The sequence below is a fragment of the Paracoccus maritimus genome (genome assembly GCF_025195095.1).
Lineage (GTDB): Bacteria > Pseudomonadota > Alphaproteobacteria > Rhodobacterales > Rhodobacteraceae > Paracoccus > Paracoccus maritimus.
Map to the genome: position 1 here is coordinate 247,880 of NZ_JANAVZ010000003.1, position 12,205 is coordinate 260,084.

At 65.5% G+C, this 12,205-nt stretch carries 11 protein-coding genes; 9 read left to right on the plus strand and 2 right to left on the minus strand.

Annotation, left to right across the window (positions count from 1 at the left end):
- Positions 1 to 43: 43 nt before the first annotated feature.
- Positions 44 to 631, plus strand: a complete 588-nt coding sequence (gene hisB / locus MU516_RS06915; protein WP_260276488.1) for an imidazoleglycerol-phosphate dehydratase HisB — start codon at positions 44 to 46, stop codon at positions 629 to 631.
- Positions 628 to 1,257 carry an imidazole glycerol phosphate synthase subunit HisH gene (hisH, locus tag MU516_RS06920; protein ID WP_260276489.1) on the plus strand — a complete coding sequence of 210 codons (630 nt, stop codon included), beginning with the start codon at positions 628 to 630 and terminating at the stop codon, positions 1,255 to 1,257. Before hisB ends, hisH begins: the two co-directional genes overlap by 4 nt.
- An 81-nt stretch (positions 1,258 to 1,338) precedes the next feature.
- Here hisH and MU516_RS06925 read toward each other — a convergent pair whose 3' ends face one another.
- Together MU516_RS06925 and MU516_RS06930 are read right to left on the minus strand one after the other, a co-directional pair.
- A complete protein-coding gene (locus MU516_RS06925) occupies positions 1,339 to 2,955 on the minus strand; it encodes an alpha/beta hydrolase (RefSeq protein WP_260276490.1) in 1,617 nt (538 codons plus the stop codon).
- A 275-nt stretch (positions 2,956 to 3,230) separates the two neighbouring features.
- Positions 3,231 to 4,145: an aminotransferase class IV gene (locus MU516_RS06930; RefSeq protein WP_260276491.1), complete on the minus strand. Its 915-nt coding sequence runs from the start codon at positions 4,143 to 4,145 to the stop codon at positions 3,231 to 3,233.
- A 192-nt stretch (positions 4,146 to 4,337) separates the two neighbouring features.
- Between MU516_RS06930 and MU516_RS06935 the strand changes: the two genes are divergently transcribed.
- From MU516_RS06935 to ade, 7 genes are all read left to right on the plus strand, one after another.
- The gene (locus MU516_RS06935; protein ID WP_260276492.1) at positions 4,338 to 5,495 is read left to right on the plus strand and encodes an SGNH/GDSL hydrolase family protein; all 1,158 of its coding nucleotides are present in this window, start codon (positions 4,338 to 4,340) and stop codon (positions 5,493 to 5,495) included.
- A 125-nt stretch (positions 5,496 to 5,620) separates the two neighbouring features.
- The gene (locus MU516_RS06940) at positions 5,621 to 6,667 is read left to right on the plus strand and encodes a glycosyltransferase family 61 protein (protein ID WP_260276493.1); all 1,047 of its coding nucleotides are present in this window, start codon (positions 5,621 to 5,623) and stop codon (positions 6,665 to 6,667) included.
- Between the two features lie 143 nt (positions 6,668 to 6,810).
- A complete protein-coding gene (locus tag MU516_RS06945) occupies positions 6,811 to 7,344 on the plus strand; it encodes a serine acetyltransferase (protein ID WP_260276494.1) in 534 nt (177 codons plus the stop codon).
- Complete coding sequence (locus tag MU516_RS06950) at positions 7,341 to 8,918, plus strand: AMP-binding protein (protein WP_260276495.1); 1,578 nt, start codon at positions 7,341 to 7,343, stop codon at positions 8,916 to 8,918. The genes MU516_RS06945 and MU516_RS06950 overlap by 4 nt, the downstream gene beginning before the upstream one ends.
- On the plus strand, positions 8,915 to 9,151 hold the full coding sequence (locus MU516_RS06955; protein ID WP_260276496.1) for an acyl carrier protein: 237 nt from the start codon (positions 8,915 to 8,917) through the stop codon (positions 9,149 to 9,151). Before MU516_RS06950 ends, MU516_RS06955 begins: the two co-directional genes overlap by 4 nt.
- Positions 9,138 to 10,382 carry a type III PLP-dependent enzyme domain-containing protein gene (locus MU516_RS06960; protein WP_260276497.1) on the plus strand — a complete coding sequence of 415 codons (1,245 nt, stop codon included), beginning with the start codon at positions 9,138 to 9,140 and terminating at the stop codon, positions 10,380 to 10,382. Before MU516_RS06955 ends, MU516_RS06960 begins: the two co-directional genes overlap by 14 nt.
- 75 nt (positions 10,383 to 10,457) lie before the next feature.
- A complete protein-coding gene (gene ade / locus MU516_RS06965; protein WP_260276498.1) occupies positions 10,458 to 12,152 on the plus strand; it encodes an adenine deaminase in 1,695 nt (564 codons plus the stop codon).
- The last annotated feature ends 53 nt before the right edge of the window (positions 12,153 to 12,205 follow it).

The window sequence follows — 12,205 nt, forward strand, 5'->3', positions numbered from 1 at the left end:
GCCCGGCCCGGCCTATAAGGCCCGCGTCGTGAAAGGATACCGAATGCGCAAGGCCACCATCACCCGCAACACCGCCGAGACGCAGATCGAGGTGACGATCGACCTCGACGGCACCGGAACCTATGACAACCGGACCGGCGTCGGGTTCTTCGATCACATGCTGGACCAGCTGTCCCGGCATTCGCTGATCGACATGACCATCCGCGCGACGGGCGATCTGCATGTCGATGACCACCACACGGTCGAGGATACCGGCATCGCCATCGGTCAGGCCCTGACGCAGGCCCTGGGCGACAAGACCGGCATCCGCCGCTACGGCAGCTTTCTGCTGGCGATGGACGATTCGCTGGTACGCGCGGCGCTGGACCTGTCGGGACGGCCCTATCTGGTCTGGAACGTCGACTTCCCGACCCCGCAGATCGGCAGCTTCGACACCCAGCTTGTGCGCGAATTCTTCCAGGCGCTGTCCACCCATGGCGGGATCAGCCTGAATGTCGCGCGTCTGGACGGGATCAATTCGCACCATATCGCCGAGGCCGCCTTCAAGGCCGTCGCCCGCGCCCTGCGCGAGGCGGTCGAGCCCGATCCGCGCATGTCGGGCGCCCTGCCCTCGACCAAGGGCGCGCTATGAAGGTTGCGCTGATCGACTATGACAGCGGCAACCTGCATTCGGCGGAAAAGGCGTTCCAGCTGATGGGCCGCGAGGTGGGCGCCGACGTGGTGGTGACCTCGGACCCCGACGTGGCCGCCCGCGCCGACCGCATCGTGTTGCCCGGCGACGGCGCCTTCCCCGCCTGCCGCACCGCCCTGGGCGAGGTGGACGGCATGGCCGAGGCCCTGCGCGAGGCGGTTCTGACGCGCGGCGTGCCGTTCCTTGGCATCTGCGTCGGCATGCAGATGCTGGCGACGACCGGCCATGAGTATCGCGAAACCGCCGGTCTGGACTGGATCGGCGGCGCGGTCGTGCAGATCGACGCACCCGGATTGAAGGTCCCGCATATGGGCTGGAACGATCTGGTGATCGACCACCCGCACCCGGTTCTGGACGGAATCGCGACCGGCGATCACGCCTATTTCGTCCATGGCTGGCAGTTCCGCGTGGCCGACCCCGCGCATCGCCTTGCGCATGTCGATTACGGCGGCGCCGTGACGGCGGTCGTGGGCCGCGACAATATCGTCGGCACTCAGTTCCACCCCGAGAAATCGCAGGCCATCGGCCTGCGCCTGATCGCCAATTTCCTTCACTGGACACCCTGAGGCCGGGGCGCGCGTCAACGCCGCATTTTAGACGGCTTCCGGTCCTCCCGCGCGCCGCGCGCGCCAAGATGCAATGCCCTGCTAGCCGCCGGGAAACGGCGCCCGGTCCTGTCGGCAGGTCGCGCCGGTGGGCGGCAGAACCCGGTCGACCAGATAGGCCGCGATGTAATCCTGCGCACAGCGGCTGGGATTGATCAGCACGGTATGGCCGAAACCATGCACCACCAGCAGCCGCGCATCGGCCAGTTCCTGCGCCATGCGCACCGATCCGGCAAGGGGCGTGGCCGGGTCGAAGCTGTTGCCGATGACCAGAACCGGCGCGCCGGTCGGCCTGTCCCACGGCCCCGGATAGGGATCGGCGGCGCGCGCGGTCCAACCCTCGCACGATGCGGCCAGCGGCCAGCCGGAATATCCCGCGCGGGCATAGCTGGCCCTGATCTGTGCCGCGATCGCTTCGGCGTCCACCGGGTTGGGGCTTTCCCCGCAGATCACCGAAAGCTGCCGCCCGGCGCTGGTCACATAGGTCTGGTCCACGGTCGTGGCGCCCGCAGCCCCTGCCGCTGCGGGTGTCGCGTTGGCGGCATCGTCCGGATCGGGCGCGACCGTCGCCACGTCCGGCGCGGCATCGGCCTGCCAAAGCCGTTCCAGAAACAGCGCGACGGCCACGAATCCCGGAAAACGGCCGAAGCCGGGCAACGGTTCGACCGTGTAGATCGAGCTTCCCAGATAGGTCATCAGATCGCGGTCATCGATCCTGTCGCCATCCAGCGACAACCCCGCCGCCGCGCGGGTCAGCAGCCTATCCCACTTGGCCCGCGTGGCTTCTGGCGATCCCGCCGAGAAGGCACAGGCCGAGGCGGGCACCGCACCGCACGCATCCATGAACGCGCCAATGCTGGACTGCCCGGCAAAATCCGACCCGACGCGCACAAAGGTGCTTAGCCCGCTGTCCTCACCGGGCCCCGCCACCCAGGCCGAGGGCGAGATGGCACCGTCCAGCACCGCCGCCCTGACACGGTCCGGAAACATGTTCAGATAGGTCGCGCCCAGGAATGTTCCATAGGACGTGCCGTAATAGCTGATCGTTTCCTCGCCCACAGCCTGCCGCAGCAGGTCCAGGTCGCGGGCGTTGTCGGCGGTCGAGACATGGGCCAGCAGATCGCCCGCCCGTGCCGCGCATGCCTTGCTGAAGGCGGTGCGACCCGCATGGTTTCGCGCCATCTCGGACGGGGTCAGCGGCAAGCCGTCGGGCAGGTTGCCCTGCAGGAATTCGGCCTCTTCCTCGGCGCTGGCAAAGCACTGCACCACCGGTGTCGAGCGCCCGCCCATCCCGCGCGGATCCCAGCTGACGATGTCGAACCGGTCGCGCACCTCGTCCGGGAAACCGCCGATCGCGGCAGGCAGATAGGCGGTGCCCGAATCGCTGGGGCCGCCGGGGTTCCAGAACAGCGTGCCGATCCGGTCGCCCGCGCGGCGCGCCGGGGACTTGGTGACCGCCAGATCGAACCCCGGACCGCCGGGATCGCGATGATCCATCGGCACAGAGACCATCGTGCAGACCAGACCTTCGGTGCCGGCGGCCCCCTGTTCGGCAGGCGGACAGGCCGCCCATGTCAGGGTGCCGGGATCTTCGGCGAAGGCAGACGATCCGCAGACCGTCAGCGAAAGGACAAGAACGGCAATCGGAGGCAGCCGCATGGCGCAGATCCCCGGATCTCGGCCGCGACTCGCGTCCCGACCTTGTGGACATGCATGATGCTATGTCCGGGCCGCGCTTGGGTAAAGACGGATCGGTGCAGACGGACACCGCACCGCGCAACAGCTGCGCGCGCTAGCTGTGTACAGCCTGTGCACGATCTGTGTCGCCCCGGCGTACGGGTTGTGCCGCCGATTTCCCAGCATTTGCTGGCCGCAGCGCAATCTCCGTCGCCCGGCTGTCATCGCGCAACGCACGCTGCGTTGCGCAACACCGATCAGCCTTCGGCATAGGCGGTGTAAAGCTGATCCACACGGCCCGTCACCCGCCCCGGCAGCCCGGCCCGCAGGGGCCTGCCATCGATGCTGGCCACCGGCGTGATGCCGCCCAGCGTGCCGGTCACGAACGCCTCGTCCGCGCCATAGGTCTGGGCCAGCGTGAAATCCCCCTCGCGCACCGTGCCGCCCGCCTCGCGCCACAGCCGGATGACGGTCGCCCGCGTGATCCCGTTGAAGCAGCACCCCCCGTCCGAGGTCCACAGATCGTCGCCGCGCACGATGAAGAAATTGGTGGAATTGCAGCTTGCCACGAAGCCACGATCATCCAGCATCAGCGCCTCGTCCGCGCCCATGTCGATGGCCTGGTTCAGCGCCTGGATGAAGTTCAGCCGACTATGCGAATTCAGCCGCAGATCGAATACATCAGGGGTCGAACAGCGAATGGCCGATGTCATCAGCCGCAGACCGCGCGCCTTCCGCGCCGGGTCGGGACGCTTGTATTCGGCAAGGATGACGATGGTCGGCCCGCCCTGGACAAAGCGCGGATCCTGATTGATCGTGGACTTGATGCCGCGCGTCACCATCAGCCGCAGATGGGCACCGTCCTGCATCCCATTGACCGACAGCGTCCGATGGATTTCGCCCGCAAGCGCCTGGCGATCCATGCCGATCTGCAGCCGGATCGCGTTCGCGCCCTCGTATAACCGGTCCAGATGCGCCTCCAGCGACAGGATCCGCCCACGCACCAGGCGCAGCCCTTCCCAGACGCCGTCGCCCAGGCCGAAGCCCGCATCGAAGATCGACACGACCGCCTGATCGCGCGGCACGAAGGCGCCGTTCACATAGACCTGCACCTCGGCGTTGCGGGGATCTGGGGCATAGGCTTGTGCGCTGTCGCGGCTGGCGTCGGTCATGATCTGATGTCTCCTGCGGCACTGCGCCGATATCGCCGCGCCAACGGCCATCATCCTGCTGCGGCTCGGCGTTCCTGCTTGGCCGAAAGCAATCACGACCTGTCGATTTGTGCAAGGCACAGCGATGGTCGTTGCCCCGCGCCATTCCAGCGATATGATCGCGGCGAATCAGGCTGGAATCGCGGGGGACGGATGTCCGTCAAAACTGTCTGGGCGATGCTGCCCGCGCTGGCCTCGGCCGGTCTTCTGGCCTTTGGGCTGTTGGCCGCGCAACCGCCGCGTCCGGCGGACGGCCCGGTTCCCGTGGTCGCCGCGCCGGCCGGCATCTCCGCGCAGTTCATCCCCGACGCGCAGCCGACACCCGACATGACATATCTGGATGCACGCATCACCGGCCGCGCCAGCGGCGAGGCGCGTGGATATGAACACCAGTGGCCGGCGTTTCACGCCTCTGCCCGGTTTTCGGGCCACAGCGTCGCGGTTGCGCTTGACGATGCCGCCAACAGGTATCGCGTCACGCTGGACGACGCCCCGATCGTGCTGACCAGGCCGGGTGCCGGAATGCTGCGGATCGAAGGGCTTTCCGACGGCCCGCACCAGATCCGCATCGAAAAACTGAGCGAGCGGTCCGAGATCGGCCGCTTCGAGGGCTTCTTCCTGCCCGCTGCAGGTACCGCCCTGCCCCCGCCGGCAGCCATTCCGCTGATCGAGTTCGTGGGCGATTCCGACACCGTCGGCTACGGCAACACGGCGCCGGGACGCGACTGCACGTCGGAACAGCAATATCTGGCAACCGATACCTCGCAGGCCTACGGGCCGATGACGGCACGGGCGCTGGGTGCGGATTATCGCGTCATCGCCGCGTCGGGGATCGGGCTGGTGCGCAATCTGGGCGGCGGTTCCGATCCGGCGATGGCGCAGTTGTACGACCGCGCCCTGCCATCGCAGCCCGACGCACCATCCGCGCCGGAACGCGCGGCCGATGTCGTGGTGATCGGGCTGGGATCGAACGACTTCGCCGAACGACCGGAACCGGATCAGAGCCGCAGGGAACTGCAGCAACAGCGCGACCGATTTGCCGACGCGCTGCTGCAATTCATGCGCGACCGGCGCGCCGATTCACCCTCGGCGCGCATCGTGCTGTTGGCATTCGGCGAATACGGCGACGATCTGATCGCCGCACACAGACAGGCTCTCGACGAATTCGTCGCCGATGGCGATGCTGCCGACCTGCTGGTTCTTCCCGAACTGGCACGGACCGCCTGTCACTGGCATCCGTCGCTGAACGATCATCAGGTCATCGCGTCGAAATTGATCCGTCTGCTGAAGGCGATGCCGCACGCTCCATGATCGACGAAAGTCGCTGAAGGTCCTCGCCAGCCGCCGCGCGCCGCTGATCGCCGGGTTTTCAGGAAGACGATTTTCGCCTATAATGTCGGCGCGCTTCATGAACCTTCAGACGGAGCGATCACCCCATGCATCTTCAGGACCTGCGCCCGCTGACCAACAAGCTGCGCCGGATCGCAGGATTTGGTCCAGCCGACCTGACCGATCTTGCCATCGAGCGCTGGGAAATCAGCCCTGCCGAGATCCGCGAGGTGCCGCCCGCGATCTGCCTGCCGGGTCAGGCCGAACGCATCACCCGCACGGAATTCGCCCCGCTGCGCGACGTCCTGATGTCGCTGCATGGCGATCCTTGCGAACACGTCCCCGCGACGATGGCCTATCGTCTGCGCGACGTGGATTTCGTGGATGGCGTGCTTTACGCTGGCAAAGCGGAACTGCATCTGCGCCGGCGCCGTCGGTCGCCGCTGGCGCATCGCAGGCCGCGCCACAGCATCTCGGGCGCGATCTACGAGACGTGGGTGGGCAATCGCTGGTTCGGCAACTGGCTGCTGGATGACTGTTTGTCCTACAGGCTGGCCGAGACCGCCGGTGATCCCGTCACCTCGACATCGCCGCGCGGCGGTCACGTTCCACGCTACGAGGAATTGCTGTCGATGTCGCCAGCGCGGGTCGAGGACGTTCACTTCGACGAACTGATCCTGTTCGACGACCACCACAACAACTCGGGCCGCCTTGCGCGGGCGCAGGACATGCGCGACAGGCTGCTGGCCGGGCGCGATCCTGCGCCGAACCCGGGCGTGTTCCTGTATCGCGGGCGCAGCGGAGATGCGCGGGTGCTGGAAAACGAGGATGAACTGGCCGAGAAACTTCAGGCGCAGTACGGTTTCCGGATCATGTTTCCCGAAGATCACACGGTGGACGAACTGCTGGACGCCTGTGGCGCGACCCGGATCGTCGCCGGGGTCGAGGGAAGCCAGTTGAATCACGGCATGGCGGTCATGCCGCCGGGCGGCACGTTGCTGACGCTGCAGCCCGCCGACCGCGCGACCACCGCGATGAAGCTTCTGAGCGACCGCTGGCAGCAGCGTTTCGCGATGATCGTGGGCGCCGGACACGCGGGTTCATTCCACATCGCATGGGACGATCTGCGCCGGACGCTGGACCTCATCCTGTAGTTTTGGACAATTTGGCTGCAATCGATCCAATATGCGCTTGAAATGACACGGCTTGCCGTTCATTTTTGCGGCGCCCGCGGGGGCAGTGCGGTCAGGAGGATGTTCACCCTCCACTTGTTTTCTCGGTTCGGAGTGTTCGATCAGTGTGGGGCGAAATTCGCAAGGATTATGAAAGACATGGCCGCAGGATCAGTGATCCTGCCTTCGTGTCGCTGGCAATCTATCGCTATGGCCGATGGGCATTGCAGCGTGAAACCCGCGTCGGGCGATGGTTCGCGAACAAGCTGTACGGTCTGCTGTGCATCCTGATCCTGAACATCACCAAGGTCTGGATTCCCCCCACCGTCAGGATCGGTGACGAATTTCATATCATCCACGCCGAAGGCTCGCTGTCCATCCATCCCGACGTCGTCATCGGCGATCGCTTCGGTGTCATGCACAACGTCACCATAGGCACCAACATGCGCGGCGGCGCGCCGGTGATCGGGGATGATGTGTTCATCGGCGTCAATTCGACAGTTCTGGGACGCATCAAGATCGGAAACCGCGTGAATATCGGCGCGAACACCGCGGTCAGCACCAATGTCCCCGACGACAGCATCGTGATCGGATCGCCCGCCCGCATCTTTCCGAAGCTGCCGATCTTCGCGGCCAAGAAAAAGGAAGGCGGGGCGTGAACGCGACAGGCGATGCATCGATGTGGCGGCTTCTGGCCGACAACCTGCCGCAGCACGCGGACAAGGTGGCGCTGATCGACGCCAAGCGGCAGGCGACCTATGCGCAGGTGATGGACGAGGCCGATCTGGTCGCGGGCTGGCTGGCGGCCAAGGGCATTCAGCCGGGCGACCGGGTGATCGTCCATCTGCGCAAGGGCATCGACGAGGTGACCGCGATGTTCGGCGCGTGGAAGATCGGCGCCGTCGTGGTCAACGTCAATCATCAGTGGACGCCTGCGCAGCTTTCCTATGTCGCCCATGACTGCCGGGCGCGTGCCGCGATTCTGGGCGCCAATGTGCTGAAGGGCCTGGCCTCCGATCCGCTGCCCCTGTCGCTGGAGCATCTTCTGGTCCAGGGCCGCGTGGCCGCCCTGCCCGACAGTGCGACCCTGTGGGAGGCCGTCTCGCCCAGTGCCGCCATCGAACATGTGCCCGACGCCGGCGATCTTGCCGCGATCATTTATACTTCTGGATCGACCGGCAAACCCAAGGGCGTGATGCTGAGCCATCGCAACATCCGAATGGGCGCCATCTCGGTCAGCGAATATCTGGAACTGGCGCAGGACGACCGGTTGCTGTCGGTCCTGCCCTACAGCTTCGATGCCGGGCTGAACCAGCTGACCGATGCGTTCCTGATGGGCGCGACGGTCATCCACCAGCCCGTCTCGATGCCGTCCGAGGTGGTGCGCATGGCGGCCGATCACCAGGCGACGACCATCGCCGGTGTGCCGCCTTTGTGGAATCAGGTGGTGCGTTATCTGGCAGACAGCGGCACGGCCTTGCCCGACCTGCGGCGCGTCACGAATACCGGCGGCAAGATCCCCCCGAACATCCTGCAGATGATGCCGCAGGTCTTTCCCGGCGTAGACATCTACCTGATGTATGGTCTGACCGAGGCATTCCGGTCCACCTTCCTGCCCCCCGCGAAATTCGCGGCCAAGATGGGCTCGATCGGGCGAGGCATCCCCAATGCGCAGATCTTTGTCGTCAAGCACGGTGAAGGCATCGCCGGACCCGGCGAACAGGGCGAACTGGTCCATGGCGGCCCGCTGGTCAGCCTTGGCTATTGGGAACGCCCGGAACTGACCGCCGAAAAGATCCGCGTGCTGCCTGAACTGCGCGATCACCTGGGCGACGCGCCGGTCGTCTGTTCAGGCGATCTGGTGCGCGTGGACGATGACGGCGATCTGTGGTTCGTCAGCCGCATGGACGACATGATCAAGACCCAGGGCTTTCGCCTGTCGCCGACCGAGGTCGAGGATATCCTGTCTCAATCCGGCATCGTCACCGATGTCGTGGCGTTCGGTGTGGACGATGATGATGCCGGACAGGTCGTGCATGTCGCCGCCTGCCTGATCGGCGATGCCGATACGCCCGCGTTGCTGACGCACTGCCGCCGGGCCATGGCGCATTACATGGTTCCGCGCCATATTCACGCATGGCAGGGTGCAATGCCGCGAACCGCCAGCGGCAAGCTGGACCGCCCCAATATCATTGCCGCGACGAAAGCGGCCCACAAGAAGGACGCCACATGAGCATGACCGCCGAAGACCTGATCCGCTTCATCCGCGATGAGCTGAATGTCGAGGACGACATCGATGCCGAAACGGAACTGTTCTCGACCGGGGTGCTCGATTCCGTCGCTATGATGAACATCATCGGCTTCGTCGAGGAAAAGGCCGAAATCGAGGTGCGGCCCGCCGACGTGACGCTGGAGAATTTCGATACCTGCAAACGGATCGTGGACTACGCGCGTGACCAGGCCTGAACCCGACATCGACCGCATCCTGACAGACGCTGCCGACCGTTTCGGCACGCCGTCCTATGTCTATCTGACGGATCTTGTCGAGGACCGCATCTCCGCGCTGGAATCCGCGTTCGGACGCTGGTTCCGGCTGTCCTACGCGATGAAATGCAACCCGAACCCGGCGCTGCTGTCGTGGCTGCGCAGTCGCGTGCCGTTCATCGACGTGTCATCGGGCGGGGAATTCCTGCTGGCGCAATCGGCCGGCTGGGAGGCGGAACGCGCCAGCTTTACCGGCCCCGCCAAGCGCGAGATCGAACTGCGAACGGTGATCCAGGCCGGACTGGGCGAACTGGTTGTCGAATCGCTGCGCGAGGCGCGTCTGGCCGACCGCATCGCGGCCGAGGCGGGCCGCCGGCAGGATGTCGTAATCCGCATCGCGCCCGACCGCGTGCCGAAGGGTTTCGGTGACCAGATGGCGGGCCGGCCCAGCCCCTTCGGCATCGACATCGAGGAGGCCGAGGCGGCACTGGCCGAGATCATCGCGCTGCCCAACCTGCGCGTCGCGGGACTGCATATCTACTCGGGCACGCAATGCCTGAAACCAGCAGCCATCGTCGAAAATTGGGGCATCTTCATTGGTATTTTCCGCGATCTGTGCGCCGCGCATGATCTGCGGCCCGACCGACTGATATTCGGATCCGGCCTTGGCATCCCCTATCACCCTGGCGATCAGGCGCTGAACCTGGATGAAGTCGCGGCCGCCGCCGCGCCGGAGCTGGATGCGCTGAAGGCGGAACCACGCTTTTCGGACACCGAACTGGTTCTGGAACTGGGACGCTACCTGGTCGGACCGGCAGGGTATTTCGTCACGCGCGTCACCTCGACCAAGGATTCGCGCGGCGCGCGGATCGCCATCTGCGACGGCGGCATGAACGGCCATCTGGCAGCCTCGGGCCATTTCGGCATGGTGCTGCGCCGCAATTATGTGATCCACCGCGTCGGCGGTGGTGAGGGCGAGGAAAAGATCGACATTTCCGGGCCGCTCTGCACCTCGATCGACAAACTGGGCACGAATGTCGTGCTGCCCCGCGTCGAGGAAGGCGACCTGATCGCGATCCATGCCAGCGGCGCCTATGGGCCGACGTCCAGCCCGGTGAACTTCATCAGCCACCCGACCCCTCGCGAAGTGCTGGTCACGGGCGGGCAGATGACTGACGCCACCAGGATCGAAGGCGCGGGCCTGCGCGACTGATCCAAGCGGCGGCGCATCTGGACGCCGCCGCCCCGATCGGGTTCTGTGGTCGCCATCACGACGACGGAGGCCACGATGGACGATCTGGAAACACGCATCGCGCAAGCACGCGGCGACGAACCCGCCGACCTGATCCTGCGCGGAGGCCGGGTCTTCGACCTGATCACCGGCGAGATGCTGGAAGGCGACGTGGCGATCTGCGGCGACCGGATCGCGGGCATCGGCGATTATGACGGTGACAGCGTGATCGACGTCACCGGACAGGTGCTTGTGCCCGGCTTCATCGACACGCATCTGCATGTCGAAAGCAGCCTTGTCACCCCGTTCGAATTCGACCGATGCGTGACGCCGCGCGGGATCACGACGGCGATCTGCGATCCGCACGAGATCGCGAATGTGATCGGTCTGGACGGCATTCGTTATTTTCAGGACGCGTCCCGACATCTGCTGATGGATCTTCGCGTGCAGCTGTCATCCTGCGTGCCATCGACCGAAATGGAGACTTCGGGCGCGCGCATCGAGGCGGACGACCTGCAGGCCATGATGAACCATCCGTCGGGAATCGGGCTGGCCGAGTTCATGAACTATCCCGGCGTGATCCATCGCGACCCTGCGGCGATGGCCAAGCTGCGGCTGTTCGCCGGTGGCCATATCGACGGGCATTGCCCGCAATTGTCCGGACGCGATCTTAACGCCTATGTCGCTGCGGGCATCCGGACCGAACACGAGGCGACGACCGCAGAAGAAGCGCTGGAAAAGCTGCGAAAGGGGATGCGGGTCCTGATCCGCGAAGGGTCGGTCAGCAAGGACCTGCAGGCACTGCAGCCGGTGCTGACCGAACGGACCGCGCCCTATATGTGCCTGTGCACGGATGACCGGAACCCGTTGGACATCGGCGAACACGGGCATCTGGACTACATGATCCGCACGCTGATCGCGATGGGCACGCCGCCGCTGGCCGTTTATCGGGCGGCCTCGCTGTCGGCGGCCGAAGCGTTCGGACTGAAGGATCGCGGTCTGATCGCACCGGGCATGCGTGCCGACATCGTGGCGCTGGACAGTCTGGAAGCCTGCAATGCCTCGCTGGTTTTGTGCGGCGGTCGCGTGGTCGATGACACCGCCTTCGCCGGACGCGAAACCATTTCTCCGGTCGGGCGCGGCTCGGTCAAGGCACCGCGGGTGGCGGCCGGCGATTTCCGCTACACCGGCAATACCACGCGAACGCCGGTCATCGGGATCACGGAAGGCAAGATCATCACGCAGCATCTGAACGAGGAGATCGCGCCACAGGATGGCGACAAGCGCCCTGACCCCGGCCGCGATCTGCTTCGCATCGCGGTGATCGAACGACATGGGCGGAACGGCAATATCGCTACAGGCTTCGTTCGCGGCTTTGGCATGAAACGCGGCGCGATCGCCGGAACGGTCTGTCACGACCACCACAATATCGCCGTGGTCGGTGCAGATTACGACGACATGGCGCTGGCGGCCAACCGCCTGTCCCAGATCGAGGGCGGCTTCGTGGTCACCGACGGCGGCCGGATCCTGGCCGAACTGGCGCTGCCGGTGGCAGGGCTGATGAGCCTTGAGCCCTTCGAGACGGTGCGCGACAGTCTCGCGCAATTGCGCGATGCCGCGAAGACCCTGGGCGTCGAGTTGGAAGAGCCTTTCCTGCAGCTTGCATTCCTGGCGCTGCCGGTGATCCCGGCACTGAAGATCACCGACCGGGGCATGGTGGATGTCGAGGCGTTCGAGATCATCGCCGGCTAGCGTGCCGGTCTGCGGCAATTGGGGATGTTGGCCGCCAAAAGCGGCGATGGCCG